The organism is Paenibacillus donghaensis, assembly GCF_002192415.1.
Lineage (GTDB): Bacteria > Bacillota > Bacilli > Paenibacillales > Paenibacillaceae > Paenibacillus_AQ > Paenibacillus_AQ donghaensis.
In genome coordinates this window covers 1,418,185-1,440,879 of record NZ_CP021780.1, presented here as the reverse complement: position 1 = coordinate 1,440,879, position 22,695 = coordinate 1,418,185, and the positions used below count along the sequence as shown (strand labels likewise).

The window sequence follows — 22,695 nt, the reverse complement described above, 5'->3', positions numbered from 1 at the left end:
AATAGAGGCTATACAGTCCGCAAGAACCGCAGCTGCGGCCAAAATAAGCAAATAGAGGCTATACGGTCCGTAAGTCAACCACGATCTGCCGTGGCACGCAAGTTGCGGACTGAGGAGCCCCTATTTGCTCCAAATGCCCTTGCAGATGCATCATTTGGGAGCAATAGAGGCTATACAGTCCGCAAGAACCGCAGCTGTGGCCAAAATAAGCAAATAGAGGCTATACGGTCCGTAAGTCAGCCACGATCTGCCGTGGCACGCAAGTTGCGGACCGAGGAGCCTCTATTTTGCCAAATCACTGCTGTTTTTGCTTCTTACGGACTGAGGAGCCTCTATTTGCTCCAAATGCTCTTGCTGATGCGCCATTTGGGAGCAATAGAGGCTATACAGTCCCCAAGAACCGCAGCTGCGGCCAAAATAAGCAAATAGCGGCTATACGGTCCAATAGCAAATACGAACTGGGCTGGAGCAGACGAATATACTAGCAACCGCCTGGATGGATCAGGGTCCACATTCAGGCGCTGACGTGCTTGCTGGAACATCTGTGTTACATTACATATCGCACTTTAACCCACAGTTCCACCTGTGCTTTCTCATATATCCCCGCCTACAAATCTAAGACAGGCACTTCCCCATCCAGCCAGTTTAACTGGCTGTCCAGCATAAATTGGATCGACCAGTGTTTATCTGAGCTGTTCCACTCGTTAAAGCCCATCACATTATGGTATAGCGCTTCAACCGCAGCGGGAGTTTTTAACTCAATCACCTGATCCAGCAGGTGCATCAATCCATCAGGCTTGTGCTCCACTTGCTCCAGTTCTTTCAGAAACCATTTATACGAGGGGAACAGCCTTTCGTTATAGGCCAAGATCAATCTTCCGGCAAAAAAAACATAATTCGTCAGGCTGTAATCCACCAGCAACCGATTATCCCTTTTCAAGCCTTCATAGTAATACCATTTCCAGGTCTCGAATTGGGCGTAGAATTGGTTCAGGTTGCTTAATTTCTTCTCTACAGGATAGCTGGCCGCCTTCAGGATCAGCTTGTCCAGCCCTTCTACCTTTGAGTAGGACAGGAACGCGTCCTTGAAGGCAAATCTGGCTGGTTCACTGCCATATTCCGCAACCTTATGTATGTAGTCTATACTTATGCTTTTTCCATCTACATAGCCGCCTTCATAGGAACACGACTCAGTCTCAAAAAAACCAAGATCCATCTCCGCATGCGCCCGCTCATAGGCTTCCTCCGACAGCACCAGCATTATGTCAAGATCCGAAGCCTCATTGGCGTAACCATGAGCGATTGAACCCCCGATGATCACACCGAGGACCTCCTCCCTGGCCTTCAGCTTCACGGTAATGGAATCAATGGCGGCTTGATGATGTTTGTACACTTCCGAACACCCCTTATTATTTTAATTTTGCCAATAGTTAATATATTTATTAATTAATAAATAATTATATTAATCTATATTCCTGCAAATCATAACATAATCTGGGAGACCAGAAAACTGTCTCATCAAGTAGAAACGGCATCGCCGTCCTCTGAGAGAGGTATGGCCTATGGTTAGATAGGTAATTTTGCTGCCTTTAGGATTGCTGATACAGCGTGGCCGTGATCCGGTCCTTCGCACAGCTGAACATATAATAAATACCTTCACCGTATTCCTCCAGTTGACCCCAGTCCAGTTGAGCAATGAAGGACATGGTGTGTGAGCAGCAAGGACATACCGGATACTCAGCATCCTGAACCCAGGACGGATGTCCCCCGATTTGTGAAACGATCGGATCAATCCCCCACACCGCCGAATGATAAGTGTTGCGTGGGCTTTCCGCTGTACTGAGCAAAGGACCGGCCGCCAGATAGTCCTGGCCATAGTCGTCCAAATTAATATCCGGCAGATAGTCCGGCCGCTGGTTATGCTTGCTCCAAAAGGGCGTTCCTGCAGGATCAACCTCCATATAAATGACACTGTAGCTTCCGCAGATCACACAGGTATCGACGGCCAGCCGCTCCCCATCCCAAGCTATTTCCTTCAGGGCCGGGTGGCCCTTCTGCAGTTCAACCAGTGTAGTCAGCTGGCCACCGCACCAGGGGCACTGCTGATGGCTTACCGTCACAAAAGCTTCAGATGCTTGATCCCCGGCCTCCAGTGGCGCATCCATCCGCTCCATGGCATAATTCTTCCGGGCAAACAGATCTCTCCGTTCGCCTGCTGCGGTAAGCTCCCACCCGGCTTCCTGTGCATAGCGCTCTGGCGTGACATACAGCTCTTGCGCCCATTCCGGTGCTGCTCGCCGCCATTCCAGGAACTGCTGAACTACGGCCTCGTCACCGATCCAGGCCAAGGCCAGCAGCAGGGGATTACGGTTGCCGCTGTGAATCTCCACCTTCTCCAGCAGCAGATTGCGAATAGAAGGTGGAGCATCCTTGAACAGAATAGCCGGATTGTAGACATTCTGCTCCATAAGCTCCAGCCAGCAGTTGTCCAGCAGTTTGCCGGAGTAGCATACCAGTGAGGCAAGAATTTCGGTGGCAGTATCCTCATCCCCTGCTTCCAGCAGCTCCAGCGCATAAGCCTGCATGCGCTCGGCCTCTTCCAAGGATAACGCTGTATACAGCTGCTCACGGTTCAGAGGATAGGGAACATATTCAATCAGCGGATCGTACCTGCGGGAAGTATGCATAATGCGAAGCACCTCTACAGGGTCGGTAATCTCTTCATATAAATCCACTTCCTTGCGGTTTTGCTCAATAAAAATCCGCTGCTCCTCGCGCTGCTGCTCCTGATGGCAGGGCATACAGTACCCGCCTGTTTTGGCAGCGGTTGCCGGCAGAATCGTCGCGCTGCAGCCCGGTGTTTGACACTCAATCCGTTCTGTCATCTTCATCCTCCTTGGGTTCTCTCTCTGAATATACGATAGATATATATGTAACTACTATTACTATAATTGTTCGGCGAAGCGGATAGCAAACACCTTGACAATAATCTGCCAGCAGCTATAATTTGAGTGTATACTCAATAATTGATAGGGGTTATTTTAAGATGAAGGAGGCATACAATCGTTTGTCAAGACAAGAGACCAAGGACATTAAGAAGCGGCAGATTCTTGCTGGCGCATTGAAGATTTTCTCACAAAAAGGGTTCCATGCAGCTTCCACCAAAGAAATTGCGGCTGAAAGCGGCGTTGCCGAAGGGCTGATCTTCTACTATTTCGGGGATAAACGCAAGCTACTGCTGGAAATCGTCAGACAATTCACCTTCTTGCAGCAATTGCAGGCAGATGCCGGAGCGGCTCAGAGCATGGGGTTGTCACTGGAAGAGACTCTGGTCGAGTATGGACTGAACTACCTGCACTTCCTGCAGGAGAATATCGATTATCTCATGCTGATCTGGTCGCCGGAGCTGGTCCGCGATGAAGCGGTCTCCCAGGAGGTAAGACAGCTGATCGAACGCATAGGGATAACGGGCGCGCAATGGTTCAAGCCTGCCATGGCAGAACGAACGTGGAATGAAGCCGCCTTTCGGGTAGCTCTAACAACTCTGCACTCCTCTCTACTGGTGTATTACATGATGAATGCTCGTTTTGGAGCAGAAACGCTTGGATTTAAGGACGAAAGTTATGTCAGACAACTGGCAAGGCTGCTTCTGCAAGGTCTGGAGAACAGCAGCATAGATGCTTCAGCGCAATAAGACTGTGCTCAGCCATAACTGGTGATTTTATGAGGACAGTTGTTTTTTAACTAAATGTTGAGTGAGTGCTCAATTAATAACATCAGCAACTAGTCTGCTGCTTCCTGAAATGAGAGGAGAACTATATGCATGTTATCTTATATTGATGGGCTTGTACGACTGGAGGCCTTGATTTGGCTGCTGCCGGTTGCCTTTTTCATTCATGACGGTGAAGAGATTGGAACCATGGAGCGTTGGCTGCGCAAGGCCAAAGAGAATCCGCGGATTACCTTTGAGAACCGCTTGCTGAACCCTGACAAGAATATCACCATCCAATTCACAGTGGCGGTCCTGCTGCTGGGACTAGTACTCACGGTTGTGGCTGCCTTGACGGCAGAACGCTTTCAGACAGACGGCCAGTTGAATCTGCTGTTCATCGGCATCGTAGCTGTAATGCTCGGTGATGGGGTGAAGCATCTCGGCATCTCACTGGCGCTTCGCAGTTATTCCGCTGGTGTGGCCACAGCCTTGTTCATTGAGATTCCTTATGGAGCTTATGCCCTCTACCGCTTCTGGGACGCCGGATTGGCGGGTCCAGTCACCATTCTCAAAAGCACTGCCTTGGTGCTCCCGCTCGTGCTCAGCCTCGTGTGGCTTGGACTTACCTTGGGCAGCCGGATCACACCCTACCGCAGACACGCCTAATTAGGGCCAACGCAGATCACAGCCAGCAGCTAGCATCTAGCTTCGAACACCTAGCACCTAGCACTTAGCACTTAGCACTTAGCATCTAGCCTCCAGCACCTAGCACCTAGCACCTAGCACCTAGCACCTGGAAGCCACACCCAGCGGCTCCATCAATAACTCAGCAATAGTAGGACATAATTCCCATCAACAGAAATGTAACTGTATTTGGTACAGCTATATTAGCGATTTAGACAGGTTAGGAAGAGTTAACTGTATCTCGTACATTTATTTCTCCCTATTTAGCCATTCAGCAGCGTTTTGGCCAAATTTAATTGTACCGAATACAGTTAAAATCGTTTTTGGCCCATTTTCGCCTGAAATAAATGTACACAATACAGTTAGCAGGTGGCTGAGGGCTTTTCGTTTCCTCCACGCAAACAGAAACGGCTTCGCCGTCCTCTGCAAGAGGCGGCATCCGTTTCTGCGAGAAATAGAAGGATTGATTGATTGATTGATTGATTGATTGATTGATTGATAGCATGAACCTATAAATATATTCACAAAAAAACGGCATCTCTGCCGTTTCCACATGTCTATTCGTGAATCCCCATGCTTAAGGTTTCGCCACCAGCTCAGAAACCAGCTTCTCCGCCCCATCCAGTATTGAATAGCTGTAGCCCCAGAACTGGTTGAAGTCGATCACATAGATCGCCTTGTTCTTAATGGCATTCAGACTCTGCAGCGAAGAGTCGGCGTAGAAGCTCTTCAGGCTCTGCTCCGGGTCCGTCCCTCCGGTGTAATGGGAGAGCAGCAGCACATCCGGGTTGGTAGCAATCAGCTGCTCCTTGCTGATCTCGCCGGTCACATCACCGAAGCTGTTCTTCAGACCGAGCAGACTCAGCACATCACCTGCAAAGGTATCGATGTTGCCGCTGTAAATGGCGATAGCCCCTTTCCCGCCATCCGAAATATAGGCGAAGGTTCTCTCGCCGCTGGCTGCCGTGCTGTCTTTAAGAGCCTGCGCACGTGCTTTTAATTCCTCTATGTAGGCTGCGGCTTTCTCCTGCACATCGAAGATTTGTCCAAGCTGCTCAATGTCGGTGTACAGGCTCTGAACGGTAGCTCCTTTGACACTTGTATTCTGCACAAACGTCTTAATTCCCAGCTCATTTAAGCCAGTGGTTGTTCCCACACCCCAGTCTGCGTCAGCATACAGGTCACTGCGGCCCATCACAAGATCGGGACCTGCCCCCACCACCAGCTCTTTACTGGCATATTCCTTGGAAATAACGGGAATCTTCTTGAATTCTTCGGCCACAGCCGGATCTCCGCCGCCATAGAGCGCAGCAACGCCTACCATTTTGTCGGTCAATCCCAGCTTAATCAGCAGTTCAGCCGCGCCTTGGGTATTCGCTACGACCTTCTCAGGAGCTTTGTCGAAGGTTTGCGGATGGGCCGTTGGCGTGGCGCCTTCCCCGGTAATGCTGAAGTTCTCAATCGTCAGCGGATATACCGTCTTACTGCTCGTGGCAGCTTTCTCTGTACCGGTGTTATTGCTATTGCCTGCCGGCTCCGGACTTGCAGCCGTATTCGAATTTTGTGTATTTGCAGCACAACCAGCCATAATGACTGCCATCAGCAGAACCGCTAACAATGGCATACTTCTTTTGAGATACTTGATCATTCCTATTTGCCCCTTTTCGTCTATAATCATCGGTTTGTCCTATCCGGCCCAGCTTTTGTCGTTGTCTAAGCAAGATACTATCGTAGAATATAGAATTTTAAATAAATTGTCAATGAGAATTATTATCATTGCAATGATAATAATTTTCATTTATATTTTATACATTACATACATACCTGCCAAGTAGAAACGGCTTCGCTGTCCTTTTAGGGACGACAACCGTTTCTGCGAGAAATAGAAGGATACAGGAGCAGGTGGAACTTATACTTTCTTACTATTTTTAAAAAGGAGATCATTCATACTCATGCAGACGAACAAACTCGAGCTTGCCCCGCCAAAAGAATCCGTGATCCATAGCCGCTTCGGCTTCACTGCTGTTATAGGAGTGCTGCTGATCCTTGTCTTGTTCTCGGTTGGCGCAGCCGTTTCATTCGGACAGGTCGAGATCCCCTTAACTCAGTCCTACCGGATTCTGCTTCATCAGATCACAGGCATAACCATTGGAGATGTCCAGGACCTTACCTCCGGCTCGTTCGTCGATATTATCTGGAAAATCCGTTTCCCGCGCGTGCTGATGGCCATGTTTATCGGCGCTGGGCTTACGCTGTGCGGAACGATTATGCAGGCTGCGGTGCAGAATCCGCTGGCTGATCCCTATATCCTCGGTATTTCATCAGGCGCAACGCTTGGGGCAACCTTCGCTATCCTGATCGGCTTTGGCTCGATGGGCCTGCTGGGCCAGACGGGCGTGGCCTTCTGGGCTTTTGCTGGCGCGCTGGGCGCTTCGCTGCTGGTGCTTGTCCTTGCCGGTGTGGGCGGCAGAATGACCTCCGTCAAGCTGGTGCTCGCAGGGATGGTCATTAATGCGCTCTGTACCGCTTTTGCCAATTTCATTGTGTATTTCGCCAATAATGCGGAAGGCATCAAGACTGTAACCTTCTGGTCGATGGGCAGCCTGGCCGCATCCAGCTGGAATAAGCTGCCGCTGATTGCGGTTGTTGTGCTGCTTGCCTGTTTCTATTTCCTGCTGCAATCCCGGGTATTAAACACCATGCTGCTTGGTGACGAAGCCGCGGTTACCCTGGGGATTCAACTCGGTCTATACCGACGGCTCTATATGCTCGTTACCGCACTGATTACCGGTGTGATGGTGGCCAGTTGCGGCATGATCGGCTTCGTCGGACTGATTATCCCCCATCTGGTAAGAGGACTCGTCGGCTCCGACCATCGCAGGCTGCTGCCCGCATCCGTCTTGTTCGGTGCGCTCTTCCTGATCTGGACCGATGTGATCGCCCGCACCATCGTGCCCAGCGTAGAGCTGCCGATCGGCATCATTACAGCTCTGATTGGCGCACCCATGTTCATGTACATGCTGGTCAAAAAAGGCTACGCGTTTGGAGGCAAATAAAATGGAGCTTAACGTCGAACATCTATCTGTTTCTTTTTCAAATATCGATATTGTGAAGGATGTATCAGTTCAGGTTAAAAAGAAACAATTCGTCGGCCTGATCGGACCTAACGGCTGCGGCAAGTCCACGCTGCTCAAAAGCATCTATAAAGTGATTAAACCACGCCAGGGTGACGTGTTCCTGTCCGAGCTGGACGTAATCAAATCCAGTCCCAAAAAAGTTGCCCAAAAGCTGGGAGTCGTCGGCCAATTTAATGAGCTTAGCTTTGACTTCACGGTACGTGAAATGGTGATGATGGGCAGAACCCCGCATAAGGGACTGCTGGAAACCGACTCACAGGCCGACTACAGCATCGTGGATGCCGCCCTGGGCAAGGTCAATCTGGAAGCCTATGCGGCCCGCAGTTATAATTCATTATCCGGCGGCGAGAAGCAACGTGTAATCCTGGCCCGGGTGCTGGCGCAGCAGCCGGAGTTTATGATTCTGGATGAGCCTACTAACCATTTGGACATCAAATACCAGCTGCAAATTCTGAATATTGTCAAAAAACTGGACATCGGCATTCTTGCCGCCCTCCATGATCTGGCGCTCGCGGCGGAATATTGCGACTATCTGTATATCATGAACAAGGGCCGGGTTGTGGCTAGTGGTAAGCCGGAAGAAATCCTGACCAAACAACTAATCGGGGAAGTCTTCGACGTGGAGTGTGAAACCTATCGCAATCCTGTGACCGGCGGACTGGGCATTGCTTATCTGCAGACGAGGTAGCCGGACCGCTGATTCTGCCACGGGTGGGATTGGCATAGTCATAATTACAAGTGGAGGAGATCCCTATCAAAATTAACGAAACTATGACAGCAAGCCGGGCAACTCCCGTCTTCACCGGTCAGCCGGTGTCCAGAGAGAGTCTGTTATCTATCCTTAATGTGGCCGTGTGGGCACCTAACCATCATCTTCGGGAGCCTTGGCAGTTTGTCTATGTAGACGGAGCTGCTACGGAGGAGTACGTGCAGGGAATGACGAGATGGAGAAGTGGACAGCCAGGCGCAGAATCGCCGGACGGTGCGGGGCTGCCCCCTGCCCCTGCCTACCTCATCGTCACCGTCAAGATCAGCGACAAGCCAAAGGTTATGCAAGAGGATGAGGCTGCGGTCTGGTGTCTGATCCAGAATCTGAAGCTGCTGGCAGAGGAGCAGGACATTGGCATCCGCCCGGAGCCTTCACTCGATTGGAATGCGGAGGGCTTCACTGCCTGGGCGGGAACGGCAGCCGGTGAACGGATTGTAGCAGTGCTTGGAATAGGACAGTGCAGCCGGAGAGCTGCAGCTTCTTCCCAAGCCGCCCGGACCATCCGCGAGCGGAGAACCGTGCGCAGCTTCACGGAGCAGCCCGTCGAGGCCGCTGTAGTGCAGCGTTTGCTGCGTGACAGTCTGCCGGAAGCCAGTCTGCGTCAAGGCTGGCGGTTTATCGAGGCCGGCAGTCATGAGGAACGCAGCCGGATGACCGACCTGATGATGGCATCCATCAAGGATATGCTTACCTATAAGCTGATGCCCGGCAAGGTGAAGAATATTTTCTGGAAAAGAACCTATTCTATTCCCTTCAATCTTGTGGCAGTGCTGGACAGAGAGCGGCCGCCCCTGGAGTGGAGCGCCGAGTTTGGGGCCATGTGCAGCACATTGCAGAATTTCCAGCTGGCCGCCTGGGAAGAAGGCATCGGCATGACCTGGTCATCGTCAGATATTCTGGACAATGTTGATTTCTGTGCCGGGATGGGCCTGAAGCCCAGCGAGAAGATCGTAGCGATTCTGCACATGGGATACACCGCCAAAGTACCCAAAGGCAAACCGCGTACGCCAGCCGAGCATAAGCTTCGTTTCTGGTAACACATGAGGACGCTTGGCAATCCACAGGAAAGGCTGTGAAACCACAGCATGAAGGATGTAGAGTGGTGCACTAGAGCTTTCCGAGAAATTAGATGCGCTTTCGCACTTATTTACTCGAAAACGGAAAAAATCCACAATTTAGATGCTTTATCGCACTTAAATCGGTGGCTGAACTGATGATAGGGCGATCCAGAAGGTAAATCTGTGCGGCTCATATCCTGCGATGGTCTAAGCAGTAAACCTCGCATCCACCTATTCACTCACCCGACACGCCTAGTCTACTCTACAGTCTCACTCACACCCTCTAGCTTCTCACATTTCCTCACTCCCACCACTCCCTCTGCGCACGACCAAGCGTCCGGCTCACAGCCGGACGCTTGGTCTGCGTTATGCTCCCGCATAACGTCACCGTTTTTAGTTGGTTTTTGACAAAAGATAGAGGAAGTAAGGCGTCACCAATATGGTAATCACAATGCCTGTAGGCACATCGGCCCCGAAGCTGATCGACCGGGTGAGCGTATCGGCCACCACAATAATCAATGCCCCTACCAGCGCCGTGGCAGGCAGCAGCAGCTTATGGTTCGATCCGACCAGCCTGCGGGCAATATGCGGACTAATCATCCCTACGAAGAAGAAATTGCCGCCAAGCGCCACACTGCCTGAAGCCAGCGCAACCGCCGCCAGAGCCAGCCCGAGGAACTCACGTTTGATGGCTACGCCAAGCCCGGAAGCCGTCTGGTTCCCCAGATTCAACGTATTGAGCGTACGCGACTTATAGAACACATACAACCCGATAAGCACGACCCAGGGCAGCAGCACCATAATATATTTCCACTCATCCCCCCACAGATTGCCGGCCTGCCAACGCAGTGCGAAGTCATATTTCTTCTCTTCCAGCTTAAGCGTGAGCATCAGGGACAAGGCTCCATACCCGCTGCTCATGGCAACACCCGTCAGGATGAGATTGGTAGGCGAAATTTCCCTTCCCCGTCTGTAAGCTACCAGAAAGATCAGAATGGCCGAAGACAGGCCGCCCACAAAAGCAAGCAGCGGAAGCAGCAGCGGAGATACCCCGCCACTGCCCGCAAAACTCGAAATGTAGAATAGTACAAACAACCCGGCCCCAGAGCTTGTCCCGAGGGAGCCCGGACTGGCCAGTTCGTTTTTGAGCAGACTCTGCATAATACAGCCGGAAATCGACAACCCGAACCCGACCAGGACAGCCAGCACAATACGCGGCAGGCGCAGCTCATAGACAATAAGATTCTGCTTAGCTGTCCCCCCTCCAGTAACCACACGGAAGACCTCTGCCGGTGACAGATTCATTTTGCCCACATTCATGCTGATGACCGCCACCGCAATCAACAGTACAGTCAGCACAGCGATGATGCCAAGCGACTTCACCGTCATGAGACGGTTTACAAAGGTCCGGTTCACATGAACTCCCTCCTTTGCTTGCGGACCAGATAGAGGAAATAAGGAACCCCTATGACCGCAAAAATAATGCCCAGCGGAGTCTCATGCGGCCGGTTGATCAATCGTCCCACAATATCGGCAGCCACCAGAATGACCGCCCCATAGAGCGCCGACGCCGGGATGATATACCGATAATCGACCCCGACCATGTAACGCACAATATGCGGTACGATCAGCCCGACGAACCCGACAGGACCCACAACAATTACTGAGAGTCCGGTCAGCAGCAGCACGATCAGGGTTGAGGAGATTTTGACCAGACGTGTGCGCAGCCCCAGTCCTGCCGCCAGCTCATCGCCGAAGCTCAGTATCGTTATCGAAGGAGAAATGGCTAGACTCCAGACCACACCGAGCACAAACAGCGGCAAAATATACAGAAGCTCATCCCATTTCGCACTTGCAGTACCTCCGGCTGTCCAGTAATCGAGCGCCTGCCCGATTTTGAATTTGATCGCCACAAAGGTGCTGAACGCACCAAACAGCATGGAAATGGAGAACCCCGCCAGTATGAGGCGCTGGGGAGTCATCCCGTTTTTGCCCAGAGAGGCCATATAATATGTAATCCCGGTAGCTAAAGCTGCTCCCAGACAAGAGAAGAGCATCGTATCCGCATATGTCCTTCCTGGCAGATAAGCCATGCACAGGGCAATGGCCAAGGTGGACCCAGAGCTGATTCCGATCAACCCCGAGTCTGCAAGCGGATTGCGGGTTGTCCCTTGCATGACTGAGCCGCAGACGGCGAGGCTGCAGCCGACCAGTATATCGGCAACCGTCCGCGGGAGACGAAAGGTACGGATGATCTGATGCTCGGTAAGTGCCGGATCAAACTGGAACACCGCCCCCCAGGCAAGCTTCAGATTCATCTGCGCAGCCCCGAAGGAGATGGAGGCCGCAACCGCTAGCACCAGTAAGACTAAGCCCGCCATCATGAACACGGCGAAGTTCTGCATTCCTTTTTTAGTAGGTTCCCGTTGAGTAGACATCTGTTACACCGATAATTTCAAGTTCTGCATGGCTCACTTCACCTGTTCCAGCAACCGGCCAATAATGTAATCAAGCTGTGCTGTCATACTGGCAACATCGGAGTAATAGAACAGCCCGGAGTATTCACCAGGGATTTCAACAATATGGCCAGCCTGCACTGCCGGGATGCTGTTCCAAATTTCAGTTTTGGCATATTCAGACTCTTTGTCCTCCTGCAGAAACCAGAGCACATAATCGCCGAAGTATTCCGAAGCCACCTCATAGGACAACGAACCGCGGCCTTCACCCGAACTTGTGACCAGCTGCTCCATCTTCTCGGGTTTCTTCAGCCCCAGATATTCGTAGAGCAATGTACCCCCGCGTGAACCTGTCTCATAGTAGATTCCGTACGAGTCACGGCCCCAGTCCTCGAAGATGCTGAAGGTTTTATCTTTAAATATATCTGCTCCCAGCTGCTCCTTGGCTTCAGCCAGTTTCTGCTCAAAAGTAGCAATGGCCGCCTGGGCCTCGGCTTCATGGCCTGTAGCTTCGCCTAGAATCGCCAACCGTTCCGTCGTATTGACATCGCCTTCTGGGATGACGAGTACCGGTGCGATTTTGGACAGCTTCTCGAAATCCTGCGGATCATAGGTAATAATCAGATCGGGATCATAGGTTAGAATATCTTCAGCTTCCCAATTCTCAATCTTCGGGATACCCGCAAATTGATCGAAGAATGGCATCGTTTCCTGCGACCAGGCATTGAGCGCTACCGGCTTGATCCCCAAGGTGAACACATCACCGATGTACCAGTTGACAACCACCCGCTGCGGATTAACCGGTACTTCCAGATCACCCATAGCCGTTTTGATAATGCGCGTCCCGGTCTCCGCTGGCTCTGGCGTACTGGTTGCTGCAGGCTTGGCAGTAGATTCGGCAGTTGGTTCAGCAGCCTGAGCCTGATTGGCAGTGTTGGAGGAGGTGTTTTGGGTTCCACCGCCACAGCCGGATACAACGATTACCATTACAAACAATATGCTTAACAAGATGTACAGCTTTTGGTTTCTTGCATGCTTCATTTTACTAATCCCCTTTTTGATAATGATTATCAATATCATTTAAAAGTCTAAGGCGATTGTTGTTTTTTGTCAATAGCCTGGCGTTGAATGCTGGCCTCTCCATTGTGCTTTTTTGTAGAAAAGTGAATGTCTATCTAGAGTAAAGGGCTGAATTTAATCAACCTTTTACTCTAGGCGTGCCTCTGGGCACGCGGAAAAGAAAAAACGGCATTTCTGCCGTTTCTGTGGTTACCTATGTACATTCTCCTGTTGCCGGACTGACGCGCCACCCCGCTGCTGATCGCCTGCCAATATGCCTGCACGTTGGTTGGTTGGTTGGTTGGTTGGTTGGTTGGTTCGCTAGCCCGGGTTCATTGGTTCATTCGCCCGTTGATTCATTGGTTCATCCGTTCATTGTGTCATCCGTTCATTGGTTCGTCGGTCGGTGGTTCGTTCATACGTTCCTTTGTTCGTTCGTTGCGTGCCTGGCTAGCCGCCGCTTAACGCGGCGACCTCGGCGGTGATCTCGTCGCCGCCGAGCGCACGCCATTCGGCAACAAAGGTGTCAAAGGCGCTGAGCGGCGCATCCCCCACAATAATGTTGAGGAACGTCTCCCGCTCCAGCTTCTGCAGCTCCGGCCACTTGCTCTGCATCAGCGGGGTTGTGCCATAAAAAACGCTGCGTACCCGCTCAATCGCCGTTGAAGTCAATACAGCTACGCCGTACTTATAGGCATTGACCGCCTTCCAGCCCTCCAGGTTCTTCTTCGGCTGCTCCTCTTCCGCAATCCAATGATCGTAGATCAGGCGGGTGTCGGGGTCCAGTGTGTCTTTGTCGATTTTGTCGTGCAAGGCCTGCTGGATGTCGGCATAATGCTTCTCAATGGCATCAGAATAGTCAATTAGCAGATCGAACGGGTAATAGGCACGCGGCTGAATTCCGGTCTCGGCGGCAAAATCGTCCATTTTGTCCACCTCCGCAAGATTGGGGTCCTGCCTTCTCTCCAGACGGGTGAAGGCATTCAGCAGCTTGACCACTGCTTCCGGATGTTCATAACCCTTGCGCACTACGAGATAACGGTCGGTCACCGGAGCCATATGGGTCACAAATTTACCCGAATCATCCAGCGGGGCCGCATAGGCTCTCCACTCCGCCTTGGTATCCAGCGCCACCGCCTCGGACAAAGGATAATAAGGCATCCACCACGGGCCGAAGAACATCCCGGACTTGCCGGCAATAATCGGCTCCTGAGTCTCTTTGTAGAGCGCAAACTCCGGGTCCAGCAGACCCTGGCGGTACCAGTCGGCCAGCTTGCCTAACGCTTGCTTGGTTTCCGGCGTGATCGAGCCGTACATCACGTTGCCTGAGCTGTCTGTGATCCAGTTCGTAGGGAAGGCATGATATGCACTGAACACTGCATCCAGTCCAGCCACATGCGGCTTGGTGCCATACACAATATTCCGGTAGCCGCTGAGTCCCAGCGTATCCCGTTTGCCATTGCCGTCAGGGTCCAGCTCTATAAAAGCCTTGGCGATGCGCTCAATATCCGCATACGTCTGCGGCGGCGGCAGCTCCAGCTTCTCCAGCCAATCCTGGCGCAGCCAGAGCAGGGCAGGCGAGTCCGCATGAATCGCCACGTTGGGCAATGCATACAATCTGCCGTTGCGGGTTGCATCGCCAAGGGCTTCACCGTTGGTAGAGTCATAGATGTCCTTGACCAACTCGGAGGCATACCCCTCGTAAATATCGGTCAGATCCTCAATCATCCGGTTGTCAATCAGCTTGCCGAGCTGCTCCCGGTTCACCACCAGCGCATCCGGGAGGTCATTGCTGTCAATGGCGAGCTGGGCCTTCTGAAAAAAAACCTCCTCCCCCTTGGCCTCCCAGGAATGGATCACCCTAACCCCGGTGATGCTCTCCAGATAGCGGGTAATGGGGTTGTTATCATTGCTGTCGCCCGTATTAAGCCTGGAATCCGGCACTTTGAAGCCGATGCGCAGCTCGATGGGTTCGGCATACCTGCTGTATGCCGGGCTGGCAGCTTCACCGCCTTCCGGTTCTGCCTTTCCAGAGCCGTCACCCGCAGAACCGCTGTCCCGACAGGCGGCAAGCAGCAGGAGCAGCAGTGCCGCCAGGATGAACCTTGGCCACTTCGTCATGGGCGTCTTCCTTCCATGCGGAATTCACTCGGCAGTCGTCCGACGCGCTCGCGGAACAATCGGCTGAAATAACGGTCATCCTCGAAGCCCGACCTGGACGCGACCTCGCAGACTGGCAGCGCAGTCTCCAACAGCAGCTGCTTCGCCAGCTCGAGGCGCATGCTGCGTAGGCTCTCGCCAAAAGTCTCACCCGCGAAACGAGCGAAGCATTGGCTGAAATATCCCCGGCTCATATTGATCTTCGCCGCAACATCGCGCTGATTGATTTTGTCACCGGCATGTTGTCTCATGTAACGTCTGGCACGGATCAGGCAGAGCATCACCTCTTTGCTCAATCCCAGCTCGATCATCCTCCGTCCCACATGATCGGAGAACTGCCGCAGCCAGCTGTGCCACTGGCACCAGCTCTGATTTCCGCTGATAGCCTCCTCCAGCCTGGCCTGCTCCTCGGCGTTCAGCAGCAAGCCGCTCCAGCTCTTGAGCAGCCCATACCCAAACACCGGAAACCGCTCCCAGCGCGGCTTCAGCTGGACAATGGCGCGGGTCAAGCGTTCCCATTCCCTCTCATCCATCGTCCACTTCAGATTCTGCGCTTCTTCCAGCAGCTCTTCCAGCGCCGAAGCCTCCTGCGCCGGCTCAGCGGCAGGAGCTTGTACAAGCTCTTCATAGCTGAGCTGCGTCAGTCCAGTTTTGCCTGCCTGGTAGAAGATCAGCTGCCGCAGCTTCGCCGTGAACAGCTGCTCCAATTCCTGCAAGCGCTGATTCCGCAGTCCGCTGACCAGTGCGGTCAGCCAGTTGCCAGACAGCCGGGTTCGCAGCTCCCGTTCACCCTCCTCTTCGGAGAAGCGCTGGAGCAGCGGCGACATCCACATGTCCTGGAAGGAGATCAGCGGATTATTCCTGACCATGGTCAGCCGGAGCAGCTCCTCCTCCGTGCCGCCGCCGTCCACTGGAAGATAGAGCAAGGCTTTGTCAGCCGCCATCACTTTACTCTCTTCGCGGTGAAGCGAAGCGCGGGTATGATCCTCCCACTGAATGCGGTCCACCAGCCGCCGGATCGTCTCGTCCGCATTCTCCATCTCCAGCAGCGTCTTGACGATATAATCGACAGCTCCCAGCCGCAGCGCTTCCTGCACATAATCAAATTCATGGTGACAGGTCAGCACAACACAACGTGTACCCTGGAACCGTTGCCTTACCTGGCGGATCAGCTCGAAGCCCGACATCCCGGGCATCGTCAGATCGACAAACAGCAGATCCACCTCCTGCTGCCGGAGCAGCTCCAGCGCAGCCTTGCCGTCTCCGGCTTCGCCGACGATGACCACCCCGAAGGAGGGCCAATCGATCAGGGAGATGAAGCCTTTGCGCACAAGACGTTCATCATCGACCACTACGGCTTTAATCATCGAATTCCTCCTTGCTTTTGAACGGAATGATAATGGAAACGGTGGTCCCTTCTCCCGGCAAGCTGTGGATCTGCAGCGTCATCTGCTCCCCGTAGTAGGTCCGCAGCATCCGGGTTACATAAGCGAAGCCGATGCCAAGCCCCCGCTGCTTCGCATTATCATCCGAGAGCAGCTCCGCAAGGCTGGCCGGGTCCATTCCGGCACCGTTGTCACGCACCACCAGCAGAACACGATTCCCTCCGTCAGCGGTAATCAAGACCTCCACCTTCCCCTGATCGCTGAGCCCATGATAGATGGAATTCTCCACCAGCGGCTGCAGCAGAAAGCGTGGAACAGCCGCAGCCAGCACCTCCTCCTCCGCCTGCACAAGGAATTCAAATTCATAGTCATAGCGGATGCGCTGCAGCTCCATATAGTTGCGGATGGCTTCAATCTCCTCGCTGATCGTGACGATAATACTCTGCTTGCCCAAATTGTAATGAAGCACCTTCACCAACAGCGTCACCAGCTTGTCGATCTCCTTCTGGCCGTTCAGGCGGGCCAGCCACTGCACAGTATTCAGCGTATTGTGCAGGAAATGCGGGTTGATCTGGCTGAGCAGCTTCTCGATCTCGAATTGGCTCTTCTGCTTCTCATTGCGGGCTACCGCCACAATCAGCTCATTGACCTGTTCCTTCATCTGCTGGAAATTGCTGAGTACGAAATCAAACTCCTCGACCCGGGTGAAGGACACGGGGGTCGTTACATTCTCAGCCATACGGATAATCTCAAGATTCAGCTTGCGCAGCGGCCCATAAACTCTGCGCCAGATCAGATACGCCAGCACTCCCGCAAGCAGCAGGGTTAATAAAGACAGCAGCAGCATCGTGTATAACCAGGAGTTGATCTCACTGTTAAAGACCGATTTCTTGACTACAGCGACAAGCTTCCAGCCCTGCGGACTCTCATAACGGAACAGGTGATAGCCATCAAGCTGCTCATGGACAATACCGGAACGCTCCCCCGCCGCACGGGTGATTCCCGCAGGCAGTCTGCCGTCAATCTCGTAGGTCTGATCCCCCTGCTGGTTCACCAGCAGATGGTTCACCTGCATCCCATAGGCCTCTTGATTAAAAATCCGGCTCAGCTGGCTATAATTCGTCTCCAGATAAATATACAGCCGGTGAGTTCCGTCCACCCGGACAATCCGCCGTTCCGAGAACACCAGATTGTCGCCCACGGCATACATCGTGCTATGCGGACCATAATAATCGGCACCGTTATAACGCATAAAGGCAGGCAGCCGCCCGATGTCGAAATCCCTGCGTGTACTCATATTGGTAAACAGCACCGGGTCCTCGCTGCCCGGCATAATATAGGCGGTGAGGCCAATGTAAGGGTTGGTGAAATTGACCAGATTAATCTTCTCATTAATTGAATTCATAATCTGCGATTTGCGGTAGATCTGCTTGGCCTGCAGAAACGCAGACATCTCCTCCACAATCTGCCCATCGAGCGCAAACTGCTTGGAAGCGAAATCCATATTCTCAATCGTGTTCTCCAGACTGGAGCCTTCCTGTCGCAGGCTAGCCAGGATGCCGTTACCGATTTTGCCGGTCAGAATGGAATAAATCGAGGTATACGACAACACCCCCACCAGCAGCAGCGGCAGCAGCGTTCCAATCAGCAGATAGATTACCAGGGTTCTGCGCAAGGAAGTGGTTGCCGAAGCCGAATGGACGAACGGTATTTTGATCATCTGCAGCCGTCCTCCCCACCAGATGAAAGCGCTCTACTCTATGCTAAAAGAATACCAGACATCACCCGGATTGAATATAAGCAGAAAACGCTTCACCTTACATTCAGAGACGGCAATTTCTGCGAGAAATAGAAGGATAAAGGTTCAGGTGAAACTTATACTTGCTTATATTTTGAATAAAGGCAGGACAGCCTACTCGCTGCCCTGCCCTGCCTTATTGAACTCTCTACTCCGATTTACTTCACGCTTTTGCGGGCCTCGAACAGCTCTTCGGCCTTCTTAACGGAGAATTCCATCACCTCGGCATAACCAAGACCATTCACCTTGTCATGCAGCTCTTTGTTCAGCTTGTCATATTCGGCCTGATTCTTGGCGAATACCATTTTCCACGAGATTTGCTGGATCACCGTACCGATTTGTTTGTTCTTCTGCTCCAGCGTCTTATCCATTGTCAGCGGCTCTTTGCCTGTGAAGCCCTGAGGGGCAACAGCCAGCAGATTGTTCTTCTCAAAATATTCCTTCGGTGTCAGCACGCCCATCTTCGCTCTCCAGTCACTATCGAGCTTAGAGGGATTGCGCTGCAGGGTCGTCGTCCACAAGTTGTGGTCATACGGCTCTTTGTTGTCGGGATTCACCATCGCCGGCACAACGAAGGAGAAGTTCATCTGGTTGGAGCCATAGTAGTAGTCCCCGCCGCCATATTCCGCTGGAACCTGGGTATTCTGCTGATCGGTGTAAGCCTTCCAGCCGAAATCGGTTACCACAGGCTTGCCGCTGCTGTCCATCTCCCAGGTCAGACCCTCCGGTCCGTTCGGAACCGCGGTTCCGCTGCCCGCCGAGATCATCGCGCCCTCCGGGGTATACATCCAGTTGATCAGCTCCATAATCCGCGCCGGTTCCTTGGCCTTCGCCCCAATGGCGATAATGCCGTTTCCGCCATAGACGTTGAAGCCGGTGGAATACATCAGCTCATCCTTGAACGGAACCAGAGCGAATCCCTTGCCTTCTGCGGTTTTTTCCGGTGTATTATAGTTGGCTGCGCCCAGCCATGGGAACCAGGAGAACAGGACTCTTCCGTCCTTGTATTTGGCAACCACATCATCGAACTTCTGCGTCAGGGAATCAGGGTCCAGCAGTCCCATCTGGTTCGCTTCATAATACAGTTTCAGGGACTTCATGTACCAGCTGTCCTCCGACAGGAAATCATAATACTTCTCCTCATCTGCCTTCACATAGACGGCAGTATCGGCAATTTCGTCATAGCCAAGCATGTTGGCGAACTGCTTCGCCAGTGTCATTTTGTAGTTGCCATCCCAGTCGGACCAGAGCGAGAAGGCATAGGTTTTTTTGCCGTTCTCATTCTTCGGCTCCAGCTCCTGCATCTGCTTCAGCACTGGCAGGTAATCCTCAATCGTCTTAATTTCAGGTGCACCTGCCTGCTGGTAGAGATCCCAGCGCAGATCCGGGCCCCAGGTCATATCCTTACCTTCGGAGGGGCCGCTTGGATTGGTAGCGACATTGTTTCCGATCCCGTAGACCGACGCTCCGCCGCCAAAAGCCACCTTTGCCTTCTCCACTGCCTTCGGGAAGGTTGCGTTAATATCCTTGCCATATTGCTCAAGCAATCCATCCTGGGTCCAGTCCAGCAGCAGCTTGCCTTTAATGGCATTCGGATAATGGTTCTTGTCGTCACCGAAGATGATGATGTCTCCCATATCCCCTGAAGCCATCAGCGCCGAGATCTTCGTATCGCCGCCCGTCAGGTTGGACGCTACAATCTCCAGCTCCATATTGAATTTATCCTTGATAATCTTGGCGAACCAGCCTGTCTGCGGTCCGGCATAATTGGCTGTTGTGGAGAAGACCGTCAGCTTCAGCGGCTTGGAGTGGTCCAGTGTACCGTCATCCGGTGCCGACGTTTCCGCAACCGGGCTGCTGGCCTCAGCCGAAGGCTTGCTTGTTTGCGCTGTGGACTCCGGTGCCGATGAATTATTTCCTCCACCGCATGCTGCAAGCACGAACACCAGCATTGCGGATAAGAGCAGAAGCAGCGTTGATCTTAGTTTCATTGCTATATCCCTCCCTTTAAATGGCCTTGCCTATAGTTCAACTCCGCCAGATGCAGAGTGTAACCCGGGGGTTGCCCTGTGCCGGTCAGCCCTTGCCTGCTGCCGTTTCATCAGCCTTTTACCGCCCCAATCATAATGCCCTTGACGAAATAACGCTGAAAGAACGGATACACAATCAGAATCGGCAGCACTACAATCATCGTAACGGTCATCCGCACCGAAGTCGGTGTCTGCATATTCTGGATGCTTGCCGCCATATCGGGAGAATTACGGATCAGCGCGGCCAGTGAGCTGGATTCATTCAGATAACGCCATAACAGAAATTGCAGCGTGTAATACCGGGTATCCGTCATCAGAAATGCGGTATCAATGAAGGAATTCCACTGGTTGACCGCCGAAAAAATCGTAATCGTAGCCAGAATCGGCACGGTCAGCGGCACAATGATACTCCAGAACACCCGCAGATACCCTGCGCCATCCATGCTTGCCGACTCCTCCAGTGAGGGCGGAATGGCCTCGACAAAGGTTTTGACGAGAATGATATTGAACGGAGTAATGATGGAAGGCAGAATATAAGCCAGATAATTATTGGTCAGATGCAGATTGTGCATCGTAATGTACCAGGGAATCAGACCGGCGCTGAAATACATCGTCACCACCACGCTGCGGTACCAGATTTTGCGGCCCCACATTTCTTTTTTGGTGAAGAGATAGCCGAGAAAAGCGGATGCGCCAACCGTCAGCAGGGTGCCCGCCACTGTCCGGTATACAGACACTAGAGCAGCATGGCTTAAGCCGCTGATGCTGAGCACCTTGGCATAGTTATCGAAATGGATGCCGCGCGGATAATATTTGATATACCCTCCGGCACTTAGATCATTGGCGCTGATCGTGTTGATGAACAGATAATAGAACGGGTAGATACAGCTCAGGGTAAACAGTCCGAAGAGCAGGTAGATGATACCCTGAAACATGGCTTCACCAGGCTTTAATGCTCGCATTTTCAAGTGGGATCACCTCTGCTTATATGATGGATTCGTCACGCACAACCTTGGACAATGTATTGGCCGCGAACAGCAACAGCACACTTACGACCGATTTCAGCATACTGACAGCTGTAGCAAACGGGAAATTGTTGGCGAACGCGATATTGTACACATACAGGTCCAGCACTTCAATCGAGTCCTTGTTCATCGCATTCTGGAAGGCAAAATACTGCTCCATTCCGTTGTTGACCAGATTGCCGATCGAGAGCAGCAGCAGAACAAAAAAGGTGGGGATAAGACCGGGCACGGTGATGTGCCAGATTTTGCGGAACCGGCTGGCGCCGTCTACTTCCGCTGCTTCGTACAGCTCCTGGTCAATGCCGGCAATCGCCGCCAGATACAGAATTGCCCCCCAGCCCAGTGATTTCCACCAGTACCAGGCTATCATCGTAATCCAGACATTGGAGCTGGACGCGAGGAAATTATGACCTTCTTCCACAAATCCCAGCTGCACCAGAATGCTGGTAATCACTCCGTTATCCACAGAGAACAAGGAGAAGGCGAGCGCGTAGACCAGAATCCAGCTGATGAAGTTCGGGATCGTGGTCAAGGTCTGCACCAGCTTGCGGTACCAGCCGGAGCGGATCTCGGACAACAGGATGGCGAAGATAACCGGAAATACGGAGGTTATCAGCCCCAGCGAGCTCATGGCGAGTGTATTCTTCAGCACACGCAGCACCTCGGCGGTCTGCGTGGGATTGGACACCATCGTCCGGAACCATTTCAGCCCGACATAAGGTGTATCCGCCAGCGGAATGCCGGGAATGAAATCATAGAAGGCATACAGCCAGCCGCTGATCGGCAGATAATAGAACACAAAGGTCACCACAAGAAACGGCAAAGCCATCAGGAACAGCTTGTATTTGTTCTGCAGCTTCTTGCGGGAGGATCGAACCGGTTCGGCGCCGCGAAGCAGTTCGCCAGAAGGTACCCCCATAGCGGAATCTCCTTTACACTGTTATTGTTTACGCTTTCATCCTATCAGAAGCTGAAGCGCCTCCGATAGGGAGGATCGGTCTTCGTACCGGGAGGATCGTCCGCTGCTGGTGAACCGGATTCGCACGCCAGCGGACCAAATTCTACGTTGAACAAGAAGAAACGGCTTCGCCGTCCACTGCAAGAGGCGGCATCCGTTTCTGCGAGAAATAGAAGGATAAATTATAGCGTGCAACATATAAATTCTTATATTTCAAGAAGAACCGGCTTCGCCACCGAACTTCAGATAACCCACGTCCTAGCGGACCGCATAGCTCCTATTTCCTCATTCCTGCGATGGTTTGGAGTCTAGCGGACCTCATAGCCTCTATATTGGAAAAACAGGCCCTAACTAGTGGGTTTTTGCCTGAATAGAGGCTCCTGAGTCCGTTAGTAGTCTGAAAGTTAAGCGTTGGTTACTGGCGACGGCCTTCATTTGTTATTCTTAGCCTCCTTGTCGCGCGG

The 22,695-nt window shown here is 52.5% G+C and carries 17 protein-coding genes; 5 read left to right on the top strand and 12 right to left on the bottom strand.

What is annotated here, in order from left to right:
• Positions 1–607: 607 nt before the first annotated feature.
• Together B9T62_RS06015 and B9T62_RS06010 are read right to left on the bottom strand one after the other, a co-directional pair.
• Positions 608–1,393, bottom strand: coding sequence for a nucleotidyltransferase domain-containing protein (locus tag B9T62_RS06015; protein ID WP_087914437.1), 786 nt, complete (start codon positions 1,391–1,393; stop codon positions 608–610).
• Between the two features lie 196 nt (positions 1,394–1,589).
• The gene (locus B9T62_RS06010) at positions 1,590–2,885 is read right to left on the bottom strand and encodes a DUF1963 domain-containing protein (protein WP_087914436.1); all 1,296 of its coding nucleotides are present in this window, start codon (positions 2,883–2,885) and stop codon (positions 1,590–1,592) included.
• Positions 2,886–3,067: 182 nt separating this feature from the next.
• On the opposite strand from B9T62_RS06010, the gene B9T62_RS06005 reads away from it, so the two are divergent.
• Positions 3,068–3,694 carry a TetR/AcrR family transcriptional regulator gene (locus B9T62_RS06005; protein ID WP_245864360.1) on the top strand — a complete coding sequence of 209 codons (627 nt, stop codon included), beginning with the start codon at positions 3,068–3,070 and terminating at the stop codon, positions 3,692–3,694.
• 129 nt (positions 3,695–3,823) lie between these two features.
• On the top strand, positions 3,824–4,378 hold the full coding sequence (locus tag B9T62_RS06000) for an HXXEE domain-containing protein (RefSeq protein ID WP_087914434.1): 555 nt from the start codon (positions 3,824–3,826) through the stop codon (positions 4,376–4,378).
• A gap of 595 nt (positions 4,379–4,973) precedes the next feature.
• On the opposite strand, the gene B9T62_RS05995 is transcribed toward B9T62_RS06000, so the two are convergent.
• Complete coding sequence (locus tag B9T62_RS05995) at positions 4,974–6,044, bottom strand: ABC transporter substrate-binding protein (RefSeq protein ID WP_087914433.1); 1,071 nt, start codon at positions 6,042–6,044, stop codon at positions 4,974–4,976.
• Between the two features lie 304 nt (positions 6,045–6,348).
• On the opposite strand from B9T62_RS05995, the gene B9T62_RS05990 reads away from it, so the two are divergent.
• The 3 genes from B9T62_RS05990 (at position 6,349) to B9T62_RS05980 (ending at position 9,339) form a co-directional block, all read left to right on the top strand.
• Entirely contained in the window at positions 6,349–7,452 is a 1,104-nt protein-coding gene (locus B9T62_RS05990; RefSeq protein ID WP_087914432.1) for a FecCD family ABC transporter permease, read from the top strand.
• A gap of 1 nt (position 7,453) precedes the next feature.
• On the top strand, positions 7,454–8,221 hold the full coding sequence (locus B9T62_RS05985; RefSeq protein ID WP_087914431.1) for an ABC transporter ATP-binding protein: 768 nt from the start codon (positions 7,454–7,456) through the stop codon (positions 8,219–8,221).
• A gap of 83 nt (positions 8,222–8,304) precedes the next feature.
• Positions 8,305–9,339: a nitroreductase family protein gene (locus B9T62_RS05980; RefSeq protein WP_087914430.1), complete on the top strand. Its 1,035-nt coding sequence runs from the start codon at positions 8,305–8,307 to the stop codon at positions 9,337–9,339.
• Positions 9,340–9,753: 414 nt separating this feature from the next.
• Here the strand turns inward: B9T62_RS05980 and B9T62_RS05975 are convergent, their stop codons facing one another.
• From B9T62_RS05975 to B9T62_RS05935, 9 genes are all read right to left on the bottom strand, one after another.
• Positions 9,754–10,749, bottom strand: coding sequence for a FecCD family ABC transporter permease (locus tag B9T62_RS05975; RefSeq protein WP_087920146.1), 996 nt, complete (start codon positions 10,747–10,749; stop codon positions 9,754–9,756).
• 23 nt (positions 10,750–10,772) lie between these two features.
• Positions 10,773–11,798, bottom strand: coding sequence for a FecCD family ABC transporter permease (locus tag B9T62_RS05970; protein WP_087914429.1), 1,026 nt, complete (start codon positions 11,796–11,798; stop codon positions 10,773–10,775).
• Positions 11,799–11,831: 33 nt separating this feature from the next.
• Positions 11,832–12,857 carry an ABC transporter substrate-binding protein gene (locus B9T62_RS05965; protein ID WP_087914428.1) on the bottom strand — a complete coding sequence of 342 codons (1,026 nt, stop codon included), beginning with the start codon at positions 12,855–12,857 and terminating at the stop codon, positions 11,832–11,834.
• A gap of 468 nt (positions 12,858–13,325) precedes the next feature.
• Positions 13,326–14,996: an extracellular solute-binding protein gene (locus B9T62_RS05960; RefSeq protein WP_087914427.1), complete on the bottom strand. Its 1,671-nt coding sequence runs from the start codon at positions 14,994–14,996 to the stop codon at positions 13,326–13,328.
• On the bottom strand, positions 14,993–16,402 hold the full coding sequence (locus B9T62_RS05955; RefSeq protein WP_087914426.1) for a response regulator transcription factor: 1,410 nt from the start codon (positions 16,400–16,402) through the stop codon (positions 14,993–14,995). Before B9T62_RS05955 ends, B9T62_RS05960 begins: the two co-directional genes overlap by 4 nt.
• Complete coding sequence (locus B9T62_RS05950) at positions 16,395–18,140, bottom strand: sensor histidine kinase (RefSeq protein ID WP_087914425.1); 1,746 nt, start codon at positions 18,138–18,140, stop codon at positions 16,395–16,397. The genes B9T62_RS05955 and B9T62_RS05950 overlap by 8 nt, the downstream gene beginning before the upstream one ends.
• 236 nt (positions 18,141–18,376) lie before the next feature.
• Positions 18,377–20,209, bottom strand: coding sequence for a type 2 periplasmic-binding domain-containing protein (locus B9T62_RS05945; protein WP_087914424.1), 1,833 nt, complete (start codon positions 20,207–20,209; stop codon positions 18,377–18,379).
• A gap of 110 nt (positions 20,210–20,319) precedes the next feature.
• Complete coding sequence (locus B9T62_RS05940; protein ID WP_087914423.1) at positions 20,320–21,210, bottom strand: carbohydrate ABC transporter permease; 891 nt, start codon at positions 21,208–21,210, stop codon at positions 20,320–20,322.
• A gap of 22 nt (positions 21,211–21,232) precedes the next feature.
• Positions 21,233–22,192, bottom strand: a complete 960-nt coding sequence (locus tag B9T62_RS05935) for an ABC transporter permease (RefSeq protein WP_087914422.1) — start codon at positions 22,190–22,192, stop codon at positions 21,233–21,235.
• Between the last annotated feature and the right edge of the window lie 503 nt (positions 22,193–22,695).

What these genes read in the sequence shown, in the direction of transcription:
- B9T62_RS06010 (WP_087914436.1), bottom strand. Translation starts at nt 2,885, where the DNA reads ATGACAGAACGGATTGAGTGTCAAACACCGGGCTGCAGCGCGACGATT.
- B9T62_RS06000 (WP_087914434.1), top strand. Translation starts at nt 3,824, where the DNA reads ATGTTATCTTATATTGATGGGCTTGTACGACTGGAGGCCTTGATTTGG.
- B9T62_RS05995 (WP_087914433.1), bottom strand. Translation starts at nt 6,044, where the DNA reads ATGATCAAGTATCTCAAAAGAAGTATGCCATTGTTAGCGGTTCTGCTG.
- B9T62_RS05990 (WP_087914432.1), top strand. Translation starts at nt 6,349, where the DNA reads ATGCAGACGAACAAACTCGAGCTTGCCCCGCCAAAAGAATCCGTGATC.
- B9T62_RS05985 (WP_087914431.1), top strand. Translation starts at nt 7,454, where the DNA reads ATGGAGCTTAACGTCGAACATCTATCTGTTTCTTTTTCAAATATCGAT.
- B9T62_RS05980 (WP_087914430.1), top strand. Translation starts at nt 8,305, where the DNA reads ATGACAGCAAGCCGGGCAACTCCCGTCTTCACCGGTCAGCCGGTGTCC.
- B9T62_RS05975 (WP_087920146.1), bottom strand. Translation starts at nt 10,749, where the DNA reads ATGACGGTGAAGTCGCTTGGCATCATCGCTGTGCTGACTGTACTGTTG.
- B9T62_RS05970 (WP_087914429.1), bottom strand. Translation starts at nt 11,798, where the DNA reads ATGTCTACTCAACGGGAACCTACTAAAAAAGGAATGCAGAACTTCGCC.
- B9T62_RS05965 (WP_087914428.1), bottom strand. Translation starts at nt 12,857, where the DNA reads ATGAAGCATGCAAGAAACCAAAAGCTGTACATCTTGTTAAGCATATTG.
- B9T62_RS05960 (WP_087914427.1), bottom strand. Translation starts at nt 14,996, where the DNA reads ATGACGAAGTGGCCAAGGTTCATCCTGGCGGCACTGCTGCTCCTGCTG.
- B9T62_RS05955 (WP_087914426.1), bottom strand. Translation starts at nt 16,402, where the DNA reads ATGATTAAAGCCGTAGTGGTCGATGATGAACGTCTTGTGCGCAAAGGC.
- B9T62_RS05950 (WP_087914425.1), bottom strand. Translation starts at nt 18,140, where the DNA reads ATGATCAAAATACCGTTCGTCCATTCGGCTTCGGCAACCACTTCCTTG.
- B9T62_RS05945 (WP_087914424.1), bottom strand. Translation starts at nt 20,209, where the DNA reads ATGAAACTAAGATCAACGCTGCTTCTGCTCTTATCCGCAATGCTGGTG.
- B9T62_RS05940 (WP_087914423.1), bottom strand. Translation starts at nt 21,210, where the DNA reads ATGCGAGCATTAAAGCCTGGTGAAGCCATGTTTCAGGGTATCATCTAC.
- B9T62_RS05935 (WP_087914422.1), bottom strand. Translation starts at nt 22,192, where the DNA reads ATGGGGGTACCTTCTGGCGAACTGCTTCGCGGCGCCGAACCGGTTCGA.